We start from the raw sequence: 19317 nt of genomic DNA, 5'->3' as shown, positions 1-19317 counted from the left end.
TTGCACTTCCGCTGAAGGCCAATCGTCAACCGGTTTGCGCGACATGGCGGTCGCAGAGTCTCCCTCTCCTTCGAGGGGAGGGGTTAGGGGTGGGGGTCCGAAACGCGGAAGCTCTCCTGCCAGCGAGAAGGCGGGAGCCTACATCGTGACCGGCGACGCGATCCTTCAACCGCTCACCGGTGGGACGGGCGATCCGGAGCGCGGGGCGGTGCTGATGTCGGACCGGCACCGCAGCCTGTGCACGCTCTGCCACGCCGGCCCGTTCCCCGATCCGCATCTGCACGGCAATTTGGCGCCCGGCCTTGCAGGCGTCGGCGCGCGGCTTTCCGAAGGCCAGATCCGGCTGCGCGTCGTCGACATGCGGCGGCTGATGCCGGACACGATCATGCCGTCCTATTACCGGGTCGTGGATGAGGAGGATCGGCGCATCGCCGCCGGTTGGCGCGGCAAGCCGATCCTGTCGGGCGCCGACATCGAGGACATCGTCGCCTATCTGGCGACGCTGAAAGGGTAGGAATGGACGACCCGAGCCGAAATCAAAATCTCTCGTTCCCCATCGGAAGGCGGCAGGTGCTGGCAGCCGGACTTGCCGGGCTGGTCGTCGTCAGTCTGCCGCGCCGGGTGCTGGCCCGGCCAAGCCTGGAGGAGGCGATAAACACCTTCACCGGCGGCGCCGAGGTGCTGGATGGGCGCGTCCGGCTGGAGCTGCCGCCTTTGGTCGAGAACGGCAATGCCGTCGGCATCACGATTGCCGCTGAAAGCCCGATGACGGCGGCCGACCATGTGCGCCGCATCGGGGTCTTCAACGAGAAGAATCCGGAGGCGAATGTCGTCGTCTTCCAACTCGGGCCGCGCTGCGGCCGCGCGGAGGTGTCGACGCGCATCCGGCTTGCAACCTCGCAGGTGGTCGTCGCCGTCGCCGAGATGAGCGACGGCAGCTTCTGGTCGAGCCGCGCGAGCGCCATCGTTACGCTGGCCGCCTGTATCGAGGACCTTTCGTGATGGCGCGGGCGCTGATCAACGTGCCGAAGACGGCCAGGCGCGGCGAGATCGTCGAGATTCGGGCGATGGTCGCGCATTCGATGGAGACCGGCTACCGCATGGGTCCGAACGGCGTGAACATGCCGCGCGACATCATCCGCCGCTTCGTCTGCGCCTATGACGGCGAGGAGGTATTTGCCGCCGAGTTGTTCCCGGCGATGTCGGCCAATCCCTTCATCGCCTTCACGCTCGTCGCCACGACGAGCGGCACCATCAGCTTCGCCTGGACCGATGACGCGGGCGAGACGCAGACAGCGTCGGCTGATATCACGGTGAGCTGATGCGCGCCCTCTGGGGCCTTGCCGGCATCGCCGCCGCCTTGATCTGCGGCGTGGTCGCCGCCGCCGGCATCGAGGAGGGTGACAAGCGCTCCGGCTTCGACTTCATGACGCGCGAGACACAGGCCCTGCAGGCCGACGACACGAGCAATCCCGGCATGCTGTGGGTGCTGCAAGGCGAGCAGCTCTGGCGGCAGCCGGAGGGCCGGGCGAATGTCGCCTGCGCCGGCTGCCACGGCGATGCGGCCCAGTCGATGCGCGGTGTCGCCGCCCGCCATCCGGCCTTCGACGAGGCTACGGGGCGGCCGATCGACCTTGCCGGGCGCGTCAATTCCTGCCGCGCTTCACGCCAGCAGGCCGAGCCGCTGGCGCCGGAATCGGACGAACTGCTGGCGCTCACCAGCTATGTCGCGCACCAGTCGCGCGGCATGCCGGTGACGCCGGCGGCCGACCCGCGGCTCGCGCCGTTCCGCGACAACGGCCGCCGCCTGTTCCAGAGCCGCATCGGCCAGCTCGACCTCTCCTGCGCCACCTGCCATGACGCCAATTGGGGCAAGCGGCTGGGCGGCGGCGTTATCCCGCAGGCGCATCCGAACGGCTATCCCCTCTATCGCCTGGAGTGGCAGACGGTCGGCTCGCTGCAGCGGCGCCTGCGCAATTGCATGATCGGGGTGAGGGCCGAGCCCTTCGCCTTCGGCGCACCCGAGTCCATCGACCTGGAACTCTACCTGATGGAGCGCTCGCGCGGCCTGCCGGTCGAGACGCCGGCGGTGCGGCCGTGATGGTGTCCGGGGCCAGCCAAAGTGAGGTGGAGCACATCGGCGCCGGGCGTCATCGCCGCAGCGGGTTCAGGTGCCTGTCAGGCGAAAGGCCCGGTGAGACCGTGCTTCCGCAGCAGCGTCGCGAGCCTGTTCAGCGCCTCCGCCACGGCCTCGCCCTCCGCGCGAATCTGATCTTGCAGCTCCTGTTTCGAGCCGCCGGAGGCGCGCTCGAAGAACGAAGCGATCTTGGCGCTCGACGAGGCCAGCGCCTCGGCCTCCGCCTGGTTGCCTGCGAGCGCAAGCAGCGTCGAAGACCTGATGCCGCCGACCCCGTCGGGAACCCTGGCGCCCATGTCGGTATAGCCGCCCGGCAAGGTTCCTTTGAGGTTGAAGAGCTGCCGGTCGACGATGGCGGCGAAAATCTGGTCGACGGCCTGGCGTGCGCCGGCGACGCGCGACGGGTGGTCGGTGTCGGCCGCGGCATGCGGCAACAGCTCCAACCTGTCGCCATGCTCGTCGAGCAGTGCGAGATAGGGCAGCATCGGGCCGGAAAGCGCTCCCGTCGTTGGATCCTTGAACAGATCGGCGTCGATCGCCGCATGGTCGACCCTGCCGGTATCGAGCGCGCGCCGAAGTGCCGCGACATCGACCAACTCGCCACGGTCGTAGTTGATCACCACGGCGCCCGGGTTGAGCGCGGCGAACACGGCGTCGCCGATCAGGCCGGCGTTCGCATGACGCTGCTTTTCCGCATCGAACGCGCCGAGACCGACATGGACGGACAGCGCGTCCGCGCCGCGCGCCGCCTCGACGAGGTCCGCGGCATAGTCGAAACCTTCGAGCTCGATCCATTTCCTGCGGTGCGGTCGCGCATGAATGGCCACGCGCATGCCGAATGCCTGTCCGAGCTTGGCGAGCTCCCGGCCGATATTGCCGTAGCCGATCACCGCGAGCTTCTTGCCTTCGAGCTTGGCCGTCGGGTAGTCGCGCAACTGCTTTCCCGTATCGAAATTGCCCTCGGCGACGAGCCTGTGCAAGTCGTCGACGGGCAGGTCCGGGCGGACCTTCAGAAGCGCCTTCATGGCCATCTGAGCGGTGGCGCGGCTGTTGATGCCGGGCGTGTTCATCAGCGGCGCCTCGCCGCCATTGCCGCTGCCGCCGCCCCACGAGGCCGAGCCCATGTTGCCGGTGCCGGCGCCGATGCGCACGCCGCCGAGCCGGAACTTCGCTTCGGCGGGAATGAAGGTCGCCGCCGCGATGACGGCGTCGTATTGCCCGTCGCCGGCCGCGGCGAGCAGTTCCTCCCGAGTGCTGAGATCGGGCTGGTAGAAGAAGTGCAGCCGGCCGCTTTCGAGCGGGCCGGCCATGTCGATGCCGGTTTCGTGGAACAGCCCGCCGCGGGCCTCGATATGGGCCTTGGTCTCGCTGAAATCCGGCATGCCCCGCGCATCGAAGCGGAGGCCGACGAGATCGCAGATCAGGATATTGGCTGAAACCATGGTGGGAAAACTGTCCATTTCCGGCGGAAATCCATGTGAATAGAGATCGAAATCTCGCGATCCATCCCGATATCCGCCGGACTTGCGTCTAAAAGCGACCGGCTTTGAACGGCGTCAAGTCGATCAGCGTCTTTTGTCCCGCCGCCATCTCGGCCACCACCCTGCCGGTGACGGAGCCGGCGATCAGTCCCTGGTGGCCATGCCCGAACGCATAGATGACGTTCGGCGCATGACGCGCCCGGTCGATGACCGGGATGCTGTCCGGGGTTCCCGGGCGGTGGCCCATCCAGCGCTTCACCTCGCCCTCGATCGGCTTGCGGAACATCGGCCGCGCCTGTCTCAGCAGCGCGTCGGCGCGGAAGAAGTTCGGCGGCATTTTTAGCCCTGAAAACTCGACATTGCCGGCGATCCGCAATCCTTCCTCCATCGGCGACGCGACGAATTTGCGGTCGGCGGAAATCGTCTGGATGCGCAGGCCCGTCTCCGCGCCGCCGATCATGACGTGGTAGCCGCGCTCCGTCTCGAAGGGGATGCGGTCGCCGAGCTGGCGGGCAAGCTCAGCCGACCACGCGCCCGCGGCGAGGACGACCTGGTCTACGGGCCGGCGTTCGCCGCCTTCGAGAAGGACCGCGCTGGCGCCGTTCGGCCCCGTCTCGAAACCCCGCACGCGGGCACGGATGAAACGCGCGCCCTGGCGCGCCGCGTGTTCGGCAAGCCTGGCGACCAGCCGTCCCGGATTGGGGCACTGGCCCTGCTCGGGCAGGTAGACGGCGCTCTTGAAGATCGGCGCAAGTGCCGGCTCGAGCTGGCGGATCTGGTCGGCGTCGAGGATCTCGACGCGCACCCCATGGTTGCGCCGCAGGCTGAGGCCGTAAGCGCCCTTGGCGGGTCCGTCCTCGCTTTCATAGACGAAGAGCTGGCCGCGCTTCTGCAGAAGCTCCTCGCAGCCCGCCTCCTTCATCAGTGGCTCGTAGCAATCGAAGGTGTAGCGGTGCAGCGACCGCATCGCCGCCGCAATCTCCTCGACCCGGGATTTGCGGCTGGCGGCGAGGAAGCGCAGCAGCCAGGGCAGGGCGTGCGGCAGGTAGGCCAGCCGCACGTAGAGCGGGCCCTCGGGGTCCATCAGCCATTTCGGGACGTTCTTCAGCACGCCCGGCATGGAATTGGGGATGCAGGAGCCGGGGCAGATGCCGCCGGCATTGCCGTAGGAGCACTGATCTTCCGAGCCGGGCAGGGCGGGGTCGATGACCTCGACCTCGAAACCCTGCTTCAGAAGATAGTTCGCGCTGCAAACGCCGACGATGCCCGCCCCGATGACGGTCACCTTCGTGCCCTGCACGCCCCGGCTGCCCTGACCCATAGCGATGAACCCCGAGAGGCGCGTTACGGCGTCAAGTCGCTGACGGCGCCGGCGCGGAACGCCGGCAGCGAGCGCGACACGACCTGCTGCAGCATGCGGAAGTCGGAGAGGTAGGCCATGAAGCGATAGCCCATCCGCCGCATGTCGACGCCATAGGCGACCGATCCGCAGTGGATGCCGGGGATGACGCCGGCTTCCTTGCACTTGGCGGCGATGTATTCGATCGCCTCGTAGACGGCGGGATAGCGGGGGTCGAAGCCGGGAGCCTCGCCCATGGTCACGGCGAGATCCGACGGGCCGACGAAGATCGCGTCGAGATGAGGCGTCCTGAGGATGTCCTCGAGGTTCTTCACCGCCTGCTCGCTCTCGATCATCGCCATGGTCACGACCGTGTCGTTGGCGTGCTGGAAATAGTCCGAGCCGGCGTAGAGAGAAGCGCGCAGCGGGCCGACCGAGCGGCCGCCCTGCGGGAAGTAACGGCAGGCCTTGACGAAGGCCTCGGCTTCCTCGGCCGTGTTGACCATCGGGCAGATGACGCCGTAGGCGCCGGCATCGAGCACCTTGCCGATGATCGCCGGATCGTTCCAGGGCACGCGCACGAAGGGCGCGGTGTCGGTGATGGAGATCGCCTGCAGCATCGGCACCATGTCGGTGTAGTCCGAGGCGCCGTGCTGGAGGTCCACCGTCAGCGCGTCCCAGCCCTGCTGTGCCATCAGTTCGGCGGAGATCGACGAGGGAATGCCGAGCCAGCCGGTGACGACTTCGCCGCCGGCGGCCCAGATGTCCTTAACCTTGTTCCTGCGCATGATCATGCTTCCTTTCTAATTGACGGACTCGAGGATCAGATCGGCGGCCTTCTCGGCCATCGCGATCGTGGTGATGTTGGTGTTGGCGGCAACGATGGTCGGCATGATCGAGGCGTCGACCACGCGCAGCCCCTCGACGCCGCGCACGCGGCAGCGGTCGTCGAGAACGGCGAGAGGATCATCCTCGGTGCCCATCTTGCAGGTGCCTGAGACATGCCAGCCCGACCACACGGACTGCTTGACCCATTCGACGATGAGCTCTTCGTCCTGCATCATCTTGTGCATGCGGTCGGTCGTGCCGAACTTCCGCTTCAGGAGCTCCTCGCGGAAGAAGGGCAGGTAGTCGAACGCATAGGCCGCACTTGCCGTCTTGATCCAGTTGGATGCCTTGCGGACGCTGAGCGCGCGCGCCTCGTCGCTGTAGCCGGCGAGGAACCAGGTGTTGACGTGGCGCTGCACGTCCGGGGCCGTCATGATCCGGTAGATGCGCTTGAACCCGTCGACCAGGCGCATCAGGTCGCGCCCGTCGGAGGCCAGGTTCAGGTCGACGATCGGCTCCTCGTTCTGGTCACGGGACTTCAGCGTCACCGTTCCGCGCGAATAGGATTTGTTGACGCAGACGTTCAACGCCCCCATGGCCTTGCCGAGCGGATGCCAGCCGGCGCGATTGACCGGCATCAGCAGCATATCGCCGGTGTGGCAGTCGGCATGGTTCGACGAGTAGCGCACGCCGAGGAAGATGTGCCGCCGCTGGCCCGGGCGCAGCCGCGCCGACTTCCTGAAGTGCGCGCCGACGGCGATATGCGGGTGGTCGGTGAGGTTCTCGCCAACGCCGGGCAGGTCCGCCACGACGTCGATGCCGAGGCGGGCGAGCTGTGCGGCCGGGCCGATGCCGGCGCGCATCAGGATCGCCGGCGAGTGCAGGGCGCCGGCCGAAACGATGACCTCGCGCGCCGAATAGGTTTTGGTGTCGCCGCCGATGGTGACGCGCACGCCGGTCGCCCGTTTGCCCTCTATGATCAGGTTTTCAACGAAGGCGTTGGCGAAGATATGCAGGTTCTTGCGGGCGCGCGCTTCCTTGTGGAGATAACCGACGGCCGTCGAGACGCGGCGCTCGTTCTCGTTGGAAAGCGGCAGCGGGAAAGAGCCGTCCTCGAAGCTGGCGTTGTAGTCGGGCTGGTACGGGCAATCTGCCTCCGTCGCCTTCAGCACGGATCTGGTGAAGCCCGCCCAGTCGTCCGGGAAGACGCGGCGGATCGGGATGTTGCCGCTCCTGTTGTGCAGCTCGCCGTCGAAGTCGAGATCGCGCTCGAGCTTCTTCAGGTAGGGCAGCATGCCCTCCCAGCCCCAGCCCTTCAGCCCGAGGCCTTCCCACTCGTCGTAGTCGTGGGGAAGCCCTCGCACGGCGAACTGCCCGTTGATGCTGGAGCCGCCGCCCATGACCTTGGCCTGCTCCAGCTTGGCGGTCTTCGGCGGCTGCGAGTTCAGCCTGGGGGAGCGGTTGTACACCCTGAGCTGCGTCCAATGGTATCTGGGGTCGAAATAGGAGAGGCCGGGATAGCTGTCGGCGATGACGTCCGGGACGTCATCGGGCGGCGTGTCCGGTCCGGCCTCGAACAGCGCGACCTGTTTGGCGCCGTTCTCCGACAGCCGGCTGGCGAGCACGGCCCCGGCCGATCCGCCGCCCACGATGATGTAGTCGAGTTGCATGACGCGGGCTCGTTTCAGGCGTAGTTGACCCAGACAGCTTTTTGCCGGGTGAATTCCTCGAAGCCGGCACGGCCCATGTCCTTGCCGAAACCCGAGCCCTTGAAGCCACCTGCCGTGTAGGTGAATTCCGGGCTGCGGCCGTGCTGGTTGACCCAGACCATGCCCGCCTCGATTCCGTCGGCGGCCTTGAGCGCCTTCTTCAAGTCGGAGGTATGGATGCTGGCCGAGAGGCCGTAGGTCGGATGCGCGGCGAGCGCGATGCCTTCCTCGAGATCGGCGAATGTCCGCACGGTAGCGACCGGGCCGAAGAATTCCTCCCGGAAGCCGATATTGTCGTCCGCCACGTCCTTGAGCAGCGTCGGCGCGTAGAAATTGCCTTCGTTGCGGCTTTCCAGCGGCGCACCGCCGGTGACGACCGAACCGCCCTCGGCGACCGTCTGGCGCACCATGGCATCGATGCGGTCGAGCTGCCTGCGGCTGATGATCGGCGCGAAGGTCGTCGTCTCGTCCCAGGTCGGCCCGGCCTTTATCTGCCTGACCTTGCCGACGATGCGCTCGACGAGCTCGTCGGCGATCTTCTCGTCCACGATGATGCGCGAGCCGGCCGTGCAGACCTGTCCGGCATTGGCCATGAAGGCGGTGGAAACACGCCCGGCGACCACGTCGAGGTCGCCCGCATCGGCCAGCACCAGCTGTGGGCTCTTGCCGCCGAGCTCCAGCGCGACCGGCTTGATGCCCGACTGCGCGGCGAGCGCCATGATGGCGGCGCCGGTCTGCGTCGAGCCGGTGAAGGAGATCATCATCACGTCCGGATGGCGAACGATCGCCGCGCCCGTCGTGTGGCCGTAGCCGTTGACGACGTTGAACAGGCCGGCGGGCACCCCGGCCTTGGCCGCCAGCTCGGCGAGGGCGAGCAGGCTGTGCGGCGTCAGCTCCGATGTCTTCATGATCACGGCGTTGCCGGCGGCGAGCGCGCCCGCGAACTTCCATGCCGCGGTGATCATCGGGAAGTTCCACGGGACGATCGCGCCGACGATGCCGTACGGCTCCCGCTTCACATAGCTCAGCGTGCCGCCTTCCGTAGCGGTCACGATGCCTTCCAGCTTGTCGCAATATTCCGCGAAGTAGCGCACGACGCCGGCGGTGCGGATCGCGTCGCCGGTGATCGTTCCCGAGACGAGACGGCTGGAGCCCATGGCTTCGAGCTGCCCGAGATAGACGTTGTTCTCCTCGATGAGTTGCGCGAAGCGCATCAGCACTTTGGCGCGCTCGCGCGGCGCCATCTTCGCCCAGTTGCTGGTCTTGAGCGCCGCCCTGGCCGCGGCGGCCGCCATTTCGACGGCTTCCTCGCCGCCGTCGCCGACGGTGCCCATCGGCTGCTGGTCGGAAGGGCGAAGAACCTCGATGCCGGCGCCGGGAAGCTCCACGGAGCGCCCGCCGATATGGTGTCCTTTCGGAACGCTGATGCTGTTCGGATCGAAACTCAGGGTCATGGTGTCTTCCTTTTTGGGCTGCCAGGCAGCCATTGTCTCGACGGCCGGCGCACGGACCTCGTGCCGGTCGCTATCGGCGGAAGTCTCGTTCGCTGCCGGCAGGGCAGTGGATCACGCGGTTTCGGCGTGCTTTGCCTCAAGAAACGGACGCAGCATGTCGGCGGACTCGTGGAAGCGCCCGACGAAACTCTTCAGCCGCTCGTGCCGGGGATGAAGCAGGATCTCCTGCGGCGGCCCCTGCTCGGCGACGAGTCCCTCGTCGAGGAAGACCACCCGGTCGGCGATCTCGAAGGCAAAGCCCAGTTCGTGGGTGACGATCACCATCGTCATGCCGCTCCTGGCGAGCTCCACCATCGCCTTCATCACCTCGCCCACCAGTTCGGGGTCGAGCGCGGAGGTCGGCTCGTCGAAGAGCATCACCTTCGGCTGCATCGCCATGGCGCGGGCGATCGCCACGCGCTGCTGCTGGCCGCCGGAGAGCTGGCGCGGGTATTTTTCCGCGTGCTGCTCCAGCCCCATCATCCTGAGCAGATCCATAGCCTTGCGGCGGACCGGGTCGGCCGCTTCCTTCTTCACGGTGACCGGACCTTCCATGATGTTCTGGAGCGCGGTCATGTGCGGAAACAGGTTGAACTGCTGGAAGACCATGCCGGTTTTCGAGCGGATGCGGTTGACTTCCTGATTGGAGATGGCCCGCGCGGCGCCGCCGGCCTGCTGCTGGAAGATCACGTCGTCGTCGATGACGATGCTGCCGCTGGTCGGTGTGTTGAGCAGGTTGATGCAGCGCAGCAGCGATGTCTTGCCCGAGCCGCTGGCGCCGATCAGCACCACCACTTCGCCCTCCTGCACGGTGAGGTCGATCCCGCGAAGGACGCTGCGATTGCCGAAATCGAGGCAGATGCGCTCAAGGCGGAGCACCTCCTTGCCCGGCGTGGCCGCCCTCTCGGCGGCTGAATTTGGTTCGTGCGTCATTTCGTGGCCGCTCCGCTCTTTTCGAGTTTGCGCGACAGGAAGGTCAGCGGCACCAGAATGATCAGGAAGATCACGCCGACGGCCGTGTAGACCTCCATCGGGCGGTAGGTGAAGCTGGAGATGTAGCTCGCCTGATAAAGCAGGTCCGGCACGGTGATCATCGACAGCAGGGTCGTGTTCTTCATCTGGATGATCGACTGGCCGGCGAGCGGCGGGATCATCTTCCTGAACGCCTGAGGCAGGATGATGCGGCGCATGCGCTGCCCGTAGGACATGCCGATCGCCGTCGCGGCGTCGGTCTGGCCGGGATCGACCGACTGGACGCCGGCGCGCAGGATCTCCGCGTAGAACGAGCCGACGTAGCAGCTCAGGCCGATGAAGCCGGCCCAGAACTTGGTGACGTTGACGCCGGCGAAGATCGGGAAGGCGTAGTAGACCCAGAGCAGCGTCACCAGCAGCGGGATGTTGCGGAAGAACTCCACGTAGATCTGGCCGAGCAGGACCAGCGGACGGAACGTGCTGAGCTGGATGAGGCCGATGACCAGGCCGATGGCGAGGCCGGCGAGGATGGTGATCGCCGTGAAGTAGAGCGTCATCAGCAGGCCGTCCCAGAGGAGGCCGATATTGTTCGTGATGACCGAGAAATCGAACATTGTCTTTCCCCATGTTCGGCTGGGCCGCGGCCCGGCCAGGGACCCCGGCCGCCGGCTCGTGCCGGCGACCGGGTGCGATCAAGGCTTCGGGATCAGAAGCTGAAGCCTTCCGGGAGGATCGACATGTCGATGCCGCGCGCTTCCCACGACTGCATCAGCTTGCCCTGCGCCTGGCCGAGCGAGCGCTGCTGCAGGACCCAGTTGGTCAGGAAGTTGATGTAGCCGGCGTTGCCGGGCTTGCGGGCGACGGCGAGCGTTGCCGGATTGCGCAGCAGCGGCTCCGGCAGCGAGACCTCGCCGATGTTCTTCTCGGTGATCTGCAGGGCGTCGAAGACAGACAGGACGACACCGTCGGCGCGGTTCGACTGCAACTCCATGAGCGCCAGGCCGCGATCCTCGACCGGCGTGATGTTCGCCTTGGGCAGCAGGGCCTGGGCGACGACCTGCATGGTCGAGCCCTTCTGGACGACGACGGTCTTGGACGGATCGTTGAGTTCGGCCCAGGTCTTGACCGGCTTGCCGACCGGCGTCAGCACGGCCCAGGCGTCGGTGAACAGCGCTTCCCACAGATAGTCGACCACGAGGCCGCGCTTGGGGTTCGGATTGACGCCGATGGCGATGTCGATCTTGTTCGACTGGAAGTCGGCGGCGAGGTTGCCCCAGGTCGTCTCGACCGGCTGGATCTTCACGCCGAGCTCGGTCGCGATCTCCGAAAGGAACTCGACGTAGAAGCCGCTCCACTGGCCGGTCGCCGGGTCCTTGATGTAGCCCGGCTCCTCGCCGGTCATGACCGGGATCTTGAGCACGCCCGAGGAGCGGATCTGGTCGAGCACGGCGGACGGATTGTCGTCGGCGACGGCCGCGGCCGGAGCGGCCAGAAGCGACAGCGCTACGGCGGCCGCGGCGAAAATCTTGTTCAGGCTGAACGATATCATTGATGCGCCCCTTCTTTTGTTCAGAGTGCTAACGGCTGAGGAATCCCCCCGACAGCGGATCGCCGCTCTCGAAGAAGATCGTTTGCGCCGAGGTGATGAAGGCGGAGCCTTTGATCTCGACGATTGCGGCATCCTGCTCTCCGACCTTGACCATTTCGGACAGGCGGGCTTCGAACGGGATGCCGAATATATTGCGGGCGCGATAGACGTCGCCGGGCTTGAGGACGCCGGTGTGCAGGAGGTGCGTCATGCGCGCCGCCGTGCCGGTCCCGCAGGGCGAGCGATCGAACTTGTTGGACTCCAGCACCAGGAAATGCGTCGCGCTGTCGGGCGCGTCGGCGGCGTGGAACAGGACGCTGGGCGCGGCCGCCCCAGCGAAGAGCGGGTTGCCGGCGATGGCCTCCTTGATGGCGCTCTTGATCGCCGCGCCGGCCAGCATCAGCTTCGACGCCTGGTCGGGGACAAGTTCCAGCCCGAGCCCGGCGCCGTCGACCATGGCGTACCACATGCCGCCATAGACGATGTCGGTGGTCACGCGGCCGACGCCGGGGATGTCGAGGGCAAGCCCTTCCAGGCCGACATAGCCCGGCACGTTGCGGATGGTGACGGCGTCGAGCGTGCCGTCCTCGCCCCAGACGAGACCGACGGTGACGATGCCGGCCGGCGTCTCCAGCGTAAAGCTGTCGCCGGTCGAGGGGCTGATCTCACCGGTGAAGGCGAGCGTCTTGGCAAGGCCGATCGTGCCGTGCCCGCACATGTCCAGATAGACGTAGGACGAGATGAAGAATGCGCCGTAGTCGGCGAGTTCAGAAGGGACGGGCACCAGCCCGACCATGGCCGCATGGCCGCGCGGCTCGTGCAGCAGCGCCGGGCGCAAATGGTCGAAGCGGGTGCGGAAGTCGTCGCGGCGCTCCCGCACGGTCCTGCCGTTCAGTCTCGGAATGCCGCTGAAGACGACGCGTGTCGGATGACCGGCCGTATGGCTGTCGACGACGGAGAATGACGCACTCAGGGATACCATGAAAACTCAGCTTCCGAAGGAGTTCCGCACTTCGTCGCGCATGCTCTGCCAGATCTCGCGGATCAGCTTCTCGGTGACCGCCTGCGCGGCGGCGCCGTCGCTCTCCAGGATCGCATCGAAGATGCGCGTCGTGTCCTCGAGCGACAGCTTGATCATGTCGGGATTGCGCTGATAGGCGTGGAAGCGATAGCGCAGGGCCTGCTTTTCGAGCCCGCGCAGCAGCCGCGACAGGGTCCGGTTGTCGGCCAGATCGTAGATCATGAAGGAGCCGCGGACGTCGGCGGCAAAGAACCGGCGCACATCGCCGCTGGCCTGCGTTTCCGCCAGCTCGGCCTGCACGCCGCGCAATTCCTGCTTGCGCTCGATCTCGGTGGATTCGGCCGCCTGCCGCGCCACCAGCCCTTCGAGGGCGATGCGGCAGGTGTAGACCTCGTCGAAATCGCGCTGCGACATCGGCGCCACCCAGATGCCGCGCCGCGGCTCGCGGATGACGAGGCCGTCGCGCTCCAGCAGGCGCAGCGCTTCGCGAACGGGCGAGCGGCTCACCCCGTAGCGCTCGGCGACGTCCTCTTCGGTCAAGCGCTCCTCGGACTTCAGGCGACCCATGACGATCTCCTCCTCGAGCATCTCGGCAAGGCTCTCGGGGATGGCCACGGTCAGACGTGATGGACGTTGCAAAAGCATGTCGACACCATACTGTATACAATGTACAGGTCAAGCGGCGTCGCCGAGATTGTGTAAAGCTGGCGTTCCGGGCAGCCAGGAGCCGATCTCGCGTGATATGCGGCTGGCTTTGGCGCGAAGCCGAACGGAAGGAAAGCGATATGTACCTCGAGAAACTTGAACTCCTGATCGACGGCGTCTGGCGCCAGGGAAGCACCGGAGCGGGCGAAGACCTGATCAATCCGGCGACGGCCCAGACGATCGCCCGCCTGCCGCACGCCTCGGCAGCCGACCTCGACGAGGCGCTCGCGGCATCGGCGAAGGGTTTCAAGGTGTGGAAGGCTATGACCGCGATCCAGCGCTTCGCCGTGATGGACAAGGCGGCCGACCTGATCGAGGCACGTAAGGCCGAGATCGCCCGCACGCTGACGATGGAGAACGGCAAGCCGCTGGCCGAGGCCCTTGGCGAGGTGCAGTTCTCCGCCGACGTGACCCGCTGGTACGCCGAGGAAGGCAAGCGCGCCTACGGCCGCATCGTGCCGGCCCGTCTGCCTGGCGTGCGCCAGATGGTGTTCAAGGAGCCCGTCGGGCCGGTTGCCGGCTTCGCCGCATGGAACTTTCCCGCCAGCAACGTCATCCGCAAGATCGCCGGCGCGCTCGGCGCCGGGTGCTCCATCATCATCAAGCCGGCGGAAGAGACGCCCGGCACCGCGGTCGCCTTCGGCCGCTGCTTCCAGGATGCGGGCCTTCCGGCGGGCGTGCTCAACATCGTCTTCGGCGTTCCCGCCGAGGTCTCGTCGCACCTCCTGTCCTCGCCGATCCCGCGCAAGGTGTCGCTGACCGGCTCGACCGCCGTCGGCAAGCTCCTGCAGAAGCAGGCGGCCGACACGCTGAAGCGCTGCACCATGGAACTGGGCGGCCATTCGCCGGTGATCGTCCATGCCGACGCGAATCTCGAGAAGACGCTGGACACGGTCGTCGCCTTCAAGTTCCGCAATGCCGGTCAGGTCTGCACCTCGCCGACCCGCTTCTACGTGCATGAGTCGCTTTACGAGCCCTTCATCGACGGCTTCGCCACCCGCACCCGCAGGATACGCATCGGCAACGGCCTCGACGAGGGCACGCAGATGGGGCCCATGATCGCGCCGCGCCGCCTTGATGTGATGGACTCCTTCGTGGCCGACGCCAGGGCCAAGGGCGCGGAAATCGTCACCGGCGGAGAGCGCATCGGCAACCAAGGCTATTTCTATGCGCCGACCCTGATGAAGAACGTGCCGGACGACGCCCTCATCATGTCGGAGGAGCCGTTCGGGCCGCTTGCGCCGACGACGACGTTCTCGACCTTCGACGAGGTCATCGAGCGCGCCAACAGCCTGCCCTTCGGTCTTGCCTCCTTCGTCTTCACGCAAAACGGCACGTTTGCGCAGAAGACCGAAATGGCCCTCGAAGCCGGCATGGTCGGTGTCAACCACATGATGGTGTCGACGGCGGAGACGCCTTTCGGCGGCATCAACGAATCCGGCTACGGCTCTGAATCCGGCATCGAAGGTCTGGAGGCATACCTGCGCACGAAGTTCGTCACCGAGATCTGACCAGGAAACCTTGCGCCGCGGCCATCCTACGCCGCGGCGCATTCCGGCCGGTACCCCGCTTCCCGGAGCACGCAAAAACGCAGTCTGAAGCAAGGCGGCAGACCAATTCGCGATCACATTTTCGCGATCGGGCGCGGCACGGTTGCGGCACTGGAGCGCGATTCCGGCAGGTCCGACTTGCCGTAAAATCGTTTACCTTGTTCTGTAGGTTTTTCGGGCGGCAATTGACCTTTGGTCAGGTTGCTGCCATTGCGTGTCGAAGCGTGTCCGCGGGCAATCTGGGGTAGCATGCGATGGTACGTCGGGTCTTTGAGGCAAGGTCCGTTCGTTCGGATGAGCCGGCATTGCACAATCGTGATCACCGGCTGGCGCTTTCCCGTTCATTGATGCGGTTGCAGCGTAGTCTGATCGGGATCGGCGCGGTTGCCGCGCTGCTCTCCCTAGGCATGACGTCGGCCTACGCCAATGCCTGCGCCGACCTGCTCGCCCGCGCCGCGCGCGGCGGTGCCAGCGCGCAAAGCGTGGCGCTGTCCAAGCAGCTCTCCGCGATCCAGGCCCTCGAGCGCAAGCGTCAGTGCTCGTCCAGGGGTACCGGCGGCCTCTTCAACCCCTGCGCCGATCTCGCCAACCGCAAGGCCGACGTGCAGCGCCAGCTGGCCCGGTCGCAGGGCGGCAACCAGGCGGCGCTGCGCGCGCGCATCGCCGCTCTCGGTTGCGGCAAGCCGCAGCAGCGCAAGGAACGCCGCGAGGTGGTGGAAGCTTCCGTCAAGCGCGCGGCGCCGGCCCGTTCCGGTCCATCCATCGATACGGGCGTGATGCTGTTCTGCGTGCGCGTGGAGGATGGCTATTTCTTCCCGGTCCCCGGGTCGCAGTTCATCGATTCCAGGGACTACAAGCAGGCCGTCGACCAGTGCAGCTACATCTGCCGCGGCAGCCAGACCTCGGTCTACCGGCTCGACGACCCAGAACTGGAGACAGAGGAGATGATCTCGGTCGACACCGGTAGGCCGTACAGAGAATTGCCGACCGCGTTCGCCTATCGCAACAGGACGGGCTTCGAAGCCTGCGATTTCCAGGGCTATCATCGCCGCGTCAACGAGGCGCGCGCCAGAACGGTGACGCCGTTCAACATGAAGAACGCCGTCATCCCGCTGCCGAGGGAGCGTCCCGACGAGCCCGTGCCGCTGATGGCGCTGACGGGCGATAACCAGGCGCCGGTGGTCGACTTGCCGGCTGACCGCAAGGTCCGGGTCGTTGGCCCCAATTTCTTCCCGAACTGATCCCTGTCGGTCGGCCTTCGAATCCTCTTGAGTTGACCCAGCATCAGGAGCGGCGCGCGAGGTTGCGTGGCGCGTCCTGGCACGGTCCCGGCAAGTCCCGATGCAACGGGTCGTGCTCCGGACAACAAGGATGGGAGGAAGAAAGATGCCTGGTGTGACCGAAAGCCTGCTGCGGACCTATGCGGATTCCGACGGGCTGGCGCTGGCCGGACTGGTGCGCAAGGGCGAGGTGTCGCCGGGCGAACTCGTCGAGGCCGCCGTGGCGACCATCGAGAAGCTCAATCCGGAGCTGAACGCGGTCGTCCACAAGCTCTACGACATCGGCCGCATGGCCGCCGTCGCCGTCGATCGCGAGGCACCGTTTGCCGGCGTCCCCTATCTGCTGAAGGAACTCGCCACCTCCTGGAAGGGGACCCCCAACACCAACTCGTCCGTCTACCTCAAGGATGTCGTCGCCGATTTCGACGCCGAAGTGGTGACCCGCATCAAGAAGGCCGGGTTTCTGCTGGTCGGCAAGTCGAACGCGCCGGAAAACGGCTGGTCGATCTCGACCGAGCCGAAGCTCTACGGCGCCACCGTCAATCCCTGGCGCGCCGACGTGACGGCTGGCGGGTCGAGCGGCGGCTCCTCGGCGGCGGTCGCCGCGCGCATGGTGCCGGTGGCAGAATCCAGCGACGCCGCCGGCTCGATCCGCGTGCCCGCCTCCTGCTGCGGCGTGCTCGGCCTGAAGCCGTCGCGCGGCCGCGTCACCATGGCGCCCTTCGGCGACGTCTGGCACGGCTGCGCCTATTTCCTGGCCAACACCCGTACGGTTCGCGACACCGCCGCCTATCTCGACGCGGTCGCCGGCGCGCTGCCGGGCGATCCGTATCAGCCGCCGGTGCCGGAAAAGTCATGGCTGGAGCTGTCGCGGCGTTCGCCCCGCAAGCTGCGTGTCGGCTTTACCGTGACGCCGCCGCACGGCCGGCCGATCGATCCCGAGGTCCGGCGGGCCGTTCTCGACACCGCCAGGCTGCTGGAGCGGCTGGGCCATGACGTCGAGGAGCACGACATGAGCCTCGACGCCGGCAGGATCTGGCGCACCTACACGAACATGAGCTGCGTGCAGACTGCGGCGGTCTTCGACTGGCTTGAGGGCGCTCTCGGCCGCCCGGTAACCAGGAACGACGTCGAGCCGATCACCTGGGCGATCATCGAGCGCGGCCGCGCCACCAGTGGTATCAGCCACATCTCCGACGTCGAGGCGGTGCGCCAGGCCAGCCGCGCCATTGCCACGGATCTGGATGGCTATGACATCTATCTCACACCGACGCTGACGCAACTGCCGCGGCCGGTCGGCTTCTACGACATGTCGATGACCGATCTCGACGCCTACAACGATCTCTGGACGGATTCGGTGTTCATGTTCCCGTTCGACATATCGGGGCAACCGGCCATGTCGATCCCGCTCGCCATGTCCGAAAGCGGCGTGCCGATCGGCGTGCAGGCCGTCGGCCGCTACGGCGACGAGGCGACGGTGCTGGCGCTTGCCGTAGTGCTGGAGCAGGAGATGCCGTGGAAGGACCGCCGGCCGAAAGTGTCGGCCTGAGTTCAAGGGGAGGGCACCCGAGCGGTAGCGACGAGGAAGGACATCGCCGCCCCGCTCGGCGATAAACCGCGGTGTCAGAGCTGCGCCTCGACGGCGGCCTTGTCTATGATCGACCAGACTTCAACGATCTTTCCGTCCCGGAACTCATAAAAGACGTTCTCGCCGAAGGATACTCTCTTCCCATTGACCTCGAGGCCGAGGAACGAGCCTTTCGGCGAACAGTCGAATGCCAGCCGGCTCGCTACATAGGGCGGGTCGGACATCAGCAGCCGGATGTCGAACCGTAGGTCCGGGATGTCGCGAAAATCCCGCTCCAGCATCTCGCGGTATCCCGACAGGCCGATCCGCCGGCCGTTGTAGCGCACGTCCTCGTCGACGAAACGTCCGAGATCCGGCCAGTCCTGCCGGTTCAGGCAGGTTATGTAGCCTCGGTAGAGGTCGGAGAGATCGGCTTTCGTCACGGTGCGGCTCCGATGGCTGAAGACTGTTTGGAGGACAGCCATTTCTCCAGCCGAGAATAGCCCACCGGAAAAGGCAATGCTTCCTTTTGTACGGCCTTTTCCCAAGCTCGACGTGACGCCGACAGTCAGACGAGCAACGCCATGGTGCCTTCATCGGGCGCGTTGACAGGCATGAAAAATTTTGCAATCGTTGCAAAAAATATCAGTCCGCAGCAGAAAAACCTGGACGATGTCAGGGACGGGAAACGGCCTCCTTCGCGACGACGAAAGCAGCATGGCGACGCGTGCCGCCTGGTTGCATTATGCCGGCGGCCTGACCCAGTCCGAAGTCGCCAAGCGTCTCGGCCTGACCAGCCTGAAGGCGCATCGCCTGATCACCAAGGCCAACCAGGACGGGCTGGTGAAGGTCTATATCGACGGCGACGTTTCGGAATGCGTGGCGCTGGAGACCGAACTCTGCTCCCGCTACAGCCTCGACTATTGCGAAGTGGTGCCGGAGTTCGACGACGAGGATCTGCCGCTGAAGGCGCTGGGCGTCGCCGGCGCCCAGTATCTGAAGCGCGAGATCGAGCGCGGCGACCGGATCATGATCGGCGTCGGCCATGGCCGCACGCTGGCCGCCTGCGTGGAGTATCTGCCGCGGACCGCTGCGCCGACGGCGCGTTTCGTCTCGCTGCTAGGCGGGCTGACGCGCAAATTCTCGGCCAATCCGCACGACGTGATCCATCGGCTGGCCGAACGCACCGGCGCCGAGGCCTATGTCGTTCCCGTGCCGATGTTCGCCAACACGGTCGAGGACCGCCAGGTTCTGCTCGGCCAGAAGGGCGTGGCCGAGGTGTTCGACCTGGCCCGGACCTCCGACCTGCTGCTCGCCGGCATCGGCACGACCGAGCGGCAGGCGTCGCTGGTGGCGACCGGCATGGTCGAGCGGCCGGAAATGGAGGAGGTGAAGCGCGGCGGCGGCGTGGGCGAGCTGCTCGGCCATTTCTTCGATGCCGACGGCGCGCCGTTCGAGGCGCCGCTGTCGAGCCGGGTGATGGCGCTCGGCCGCGAGGATTTGAGGAACCGCCGGATCGTCGCCGTGGCCGGCGGCAAGGTGAAGATCCGGGCGGTCCGCTCGGTGCTGGAGAGCCGCTATCTGCGCGGCCTCATCACCGACGAGCGGACGGCGCGGTCGCTCGTGGAGGCTAAGCCGGTCGGGTAG

At 66.4% G+C, this 19317-nt stretch carries 20 protein-coding genes; 8 read left to right on the top strand and 12 right to left on the bottom strand.

All coding sequences use genetic code 11. The features are described 5' to 3' along the window. The first annotated feature begins 145 nt into the window (after nucleotides 1-145). The 4 genes from soxX to soxA are packed head-to-tail and all read left to right on the top strand — an operon-like array spanning nucleotide 146 to nucleotide 2101. A complete protein-coding gene (soxX, locus tag C7I84_RS21950; RefSeq protein ID WP_245428560.1) occupies nucleotides 146-514 on the top strand; it encodes a sulfur oxidation c-type cytochrome SoxX in 369 nt (122 codons plus the stop codon). A gap of 2 nt (nucleotides 515-516) precedes the next feature. Further along, nucleotides 517-1002, top strand: coding sequence for a SoxY-related AACIE arm protein (locus C7I84_RS21945; protein ID WP_106774355.1), 486 nt, complete (start codon nucleotides 517-519; stop codon nucleotides 1000-1002). After that, nucleotides 1002-1322, top strand: coding sequence for a thiosulfate oxidation carrier complex protein SoxZ (gene soxZ / locus C7I84_RS21940; RefSeq protein WP_106774354.1), 321 nt, complete (start codon nucleotides 1002-1004; stop codon nucleotides 1320-1322). The genes C7I84_RS21945 and soxZ overlap by 1 nt, the downstream gene beginning before the upstream one ends. Continuing rightward, a complete protein-coding gene (gene soxA, locus C7I84_RS21935; RefSeq protein WP_106774353.1) occupies nucleotides 1322-2101 on the top strand; it encodes a sulfur oxidation c-type cytochrome SoxA in 780 nt (259 codons plus the stop codon). The genes soxZ and soxA overlap by 1 nt, the downstream gene beginning before the upstream one ends. Nucleotides 2102-2178: 77 nt before the next feature. Here the strand turns inward: soxA and C7I84_RS21930 are convergent, their stop codons facing one another. The 10 genes from C7I84_RS21930 to C7I84_RS21885 all read right to left on the bottom strand — a co-directional run bounded on the left by C7I84_RS21930 (nucleotide 2179) and on the right by C7I84_RS21885 (nucleotide 13213). After that, nucleotides 2179-3579 (bottom strand): NAD(P)-dependent oxidoreductase, encoded by a 1401-nt coding sequence (locus tag C7I84_RS21930; RefSeq protein ID WP_245428558.1) that lies wholly within the window; start codon nucleotides 3577-3579, stop codon nucleotides 2179-2181. Between the two features lie 88 nt (nucleotides 3580-3667). Continuing rightward, nucleotides 3668-4918, bottom strand: a complete 1251-nt coding sequence (locus tag C7I84_RS21925; RefSeq protein WP_165816173.1) for an NAD(P)/FAD-dependent oxidoreductase — start codon at nucleotides 4916-4918, stop codon at nucleotides 3668-3670. A gap of 44 nt (nucleotides 4919-4962) precedes the next feature. Beyond that, the gene (locus C7I84_RS21920; RefSeq protein WP_106774393.1) at nucleotides 4963-5745 is read right to left on the bottom strand and encodes an HpcH/HpaI aldolase family protein; all 783 of its coding nucleotides are present in this window, start codon (nucleotides 5743-5745) and stop codon (nucleotides 4963-4965) included. Between the two features lie 15 nt (nucleotides 5746-5760). Next, complete coding sequence (locus tag C7I84_RS21915; protein WP_106774350.1) at nucleotides 5761-7455, bottom strand: GMC family oxidoreductase; 1695 nt, start codon at nucleotides 7453-7455, stop codon at nucleotides 5761-5763. Nucleotides 7456-7469: 14 nt separating this feature from the next. Next, nucleotides 7470-8948, bottom strand: a complete 1479-nt coding sequence (locus C7I84_RS21910; protein ID WP_106774392.1) for an aldehyde dehydrogenase family protein — start codon at nucleotides 8946-8948, stop codon at nucleotides 7470-7472. A gap of 111 nt (nucleotides 8949-9059) precedes the next feature. Next, the gene (locus C7I84_RS21905; RefSeq protein WP_106774349.1) at nucleotides 9060-9920 is read right to left on the bottom strand and encodes an amino acid ABC transporter ATP-binding protein; all 861 of its coding nucleotides are present in this window, start codon (nucleotides 9918-9920) and stop codon (nucleotides 9060-9062) included. Next, a complete protein-coding gene (locus C7I84_RS21900; RefSeq protein ID WP_106774348.1) occupies nucleotides 9917-10573 on the bottom strand; it encodes an amino acid ABC transporter permease in 657 nt (218 codons plus the stop codon). Before C7I84_RS21900 ends, C7I84_RS21905 begins: the two co-directional genes overlap by 4 nt. Before the next feature lie 92 nt (nucleotides 10574-10665). Beyond that, nucleotides 10666-11508 carry a transporter substrate-binding domain-containing protein gene (locus C7I84_RS21895; protein WP_106774347.1) on the bottom strand — a complete coding sequence of 281 codons (843 nt, stop codon included), beginning with the start codon at nucleotides 11506-11508 and terminating at the stop codon, nucleotides 10666-10668. Nucleotides 11509-11536: 28 nt separating this feature from the next. Further along, entirely contained in the window at nucleotides 11537-12529 is a 993-nt protein-coding gene (locus C7I84_RS21890; RefSeq protein WP_106774346.1) for a proline racemase family protein, read from the bottom strand. Nucleotides 12530-12535: 6 nt separating this feature from the next. Beyond that, nucleotides 12536-13213, bottom strand: coding sequence for a GntR family transcriptional regulator (locus tag C7I84_RS21885; protein ID WP_106774345.1), 678 nt, complete (start codon nucleotides 13211-13213; stop codon nucleotides 12536-12538). Nucleotides 13214-13353: 140 nt separating this feature from the next. Between C7I84_RS21885 and C7I84_RS21880 the strand changes: the two genes are divergently transcribed. Then, entirely contained in the window at nucleotides 13354-14784 is a 1431-nt protein-coding gene (locus tag C7I84_RS21880) for an NAD-dependent succinate-semialdehyde dehydrogenase (protein ID WP_106774344.1), read from the top strand. 113 nt (nucleotides 14785-14897) lie between these two features. Here C7I84_RS21880 and C7I84_RS30145 read toward each other — a convergent pair whose 3' ends face one another. Continuing rightward, complete coding sequence (locus C7I84_RS30145) at nucleotides 14898-15146, bottom strand: hypothetical protein (protein ID WP_165816172.1); 249 nt, start codon at nucleotides 15144-15146, stop codon at nucleotides 14898-14900. Here C7I84_RS30145 and C7I84_RS21875 point away from each other — a divergent pair. Together C7I84_RS21875 and C7I84_RS21870 are read left to right on the top strand one after the other, a co-directional pair. Further along, nucleotides 15129-16064 carry a DUF2865 domain-containing protein gene (locus C7I84_RS21875; protein WP_165816171.1) on the top strand — a complete coding sequence of 312 codons (936 nt, stop codon included), beginning with the start codon at nucleotides 15129-15131 and terminating at the stop codon, nucleotides 16062-16064. The genes C7I84_RS30145 and C7I84_RS21875 overlap by 18 nt on opposite strands. Nucleotides 16065-16209: 145 nt before the next feature. Further along, entirely contained in the window at nucleotides 16210-17652 is a 1443-nt protein-coding gene (locus C7I84_RS21870) for an amidase (protein ID WP_106774342.1), read from the top strand. A 74-nt stretch (nucleotides 17653-17726) separates the two neighbouring features. Here C7I84_RS21870 and C7I84_RS21865 read toward each other — a convergent pair whose 3' ends face one another. Beyond that, nucleotides 17727-18113: an ester cyclase gene (locus tag C7I84_RS21865; protein ID WP_106774391.1), complete on the bottom strand. Its 387-nt coding sequence runs from the start codon at nucleotides 18111-18113 to the stop codon at nucleotides 17727-17729. Between the two features lie 229 nt (nucleotides 18114-18342). Here C7I84_RS21865 and C7I84_RS21860 point away from each other — a divergent pair, with 229 nt between their 5' ends. Beyond that, nucleotides 18343-19317, top strand: a complete 975-nt coding sequence (locus tag C7I84_RS21860) for a sugar-binding transcriptional regulator (protein ID WP_106774341.1) — start codon at nucleotides 18343-18345, stop codon at nucleotides 19315-19317.

Origin of the sequence: Kumtagia ephedrae, from assembly GCF_003012745.1 — a bacterium.
Taxonomy (GTDB): domain Bacteria; phylum Pseudomonadota; class Alphaproteobacteria; order Rhizobiales; family Rhizobiaceae; genus Kumtagia; species Kumtagia ephedrae.
The sequence above is the reverse complement of the archived record's forward strand: the minus strand, read 5'-3'. Positions and strand labels throughout refer to the sequence as shown.

Coding starts and splice junctions, on each gene's coding strand:
- C7I84_RS21945 (WP_106774355.1), top strand. CDS start 517: ATGGACGACCCGAGCCGAAATCAAAATCTCTCGTTCCCCATCGGAAGG.
- soxZ (WP_106774354.1), top strand. CDS start 1,002: ATGGCGCGGGCGCTGATCAACGTGCCGAAGACGGCCAGGCGCGGCGAG.
- soxA (WP_106774353.1), top strand. CDS start 1,322: ATGCGCGCCCTCTGGGGCCTTGCCGGCATCGCCGCCGCCTTGATCTGC.
- C7I84_RS21930 (WP_245428558.1), bottom strand. CDS start 3,579: ATGGTTTCAGCCAATATCCTGATCTGCGATCTCGTCGGCCTCCGCTTC.
- C7I84_RS21920 (WP_106774393.1), bottom strand. CDS start 5,745: ATGCGCAGGAACAAGGTTAAGGACATCTGGGCCGCCGGCGGCGAAGTC.
- C7I84_RS21915 (WP_106774350.1), bottom strand. CDS start 7,455: ATGCAACTCGACTACATCATCGTGGGCGGCGGATCGGCCGGGGCCGTG.
- C7I84_RS21910 (WP_106774392.1), bottom strand. CDS start 8,948: ATGACCCTGAGTTTCGATCCGAACAGCATCAGCGTTCCGAAAGGACAC.
- C7I84_RS21905 (WP_106774349.1), bottom strand. CDS start 9,920: ATGACGCACGAACCAAATTCAGCCGCCGAGAGGGCGGCCACGCCGGGC.
- C7I84_RS21900 (WP_106774348.1), bottom strand. CDS start 10,573: ATGTTCGATTTCTCGGTCATCACGAACAATATCGGCCTCCTCTGGGAC.
- C7I84_RS21895 (WP_106774347.1), bottom strand. CDS start 11,508: ATGATATCGTTCAGCCTGAACAAGATTTTCGCCGCGGCCGCCGTAGCG.
- C7I84_RS21890 (WP_106774346.1), bottom strand. CDS start 12,529: ATGGTATCCCTGAGTGCGTCATTCTCCGTCGTCGACAGCCATACGGCC.
- C7I84_RS21885 (WP_106774345.1), bottom strand. CDS start 13,213: ATGCTTTTGCAACGTCCATCACGTCTGACCGTGGCCATCCCCGAGAGC.
- C7I84_RS21880 (WP_106774344.1), top strand. CDS start 13,354: ATGTACCTCGAGAAACTTGAACTCCTGATCGACGGCGTCTGGCGCCAG.
- C7I84_RS21870 (WP_106774342.1), top strand. CDS start 16,210: ATGCCTGGTGTGACCGAAAGCCTGCTGCGGACCTATGCGGATTCCGAC.
- C7I84_RS21860 (WP_106774341.1), top strand. CDS start 18,343: ATGTCAGGGACGGGAAACGGCCTCCTTCGCGACGACGAAAGCAGCATG.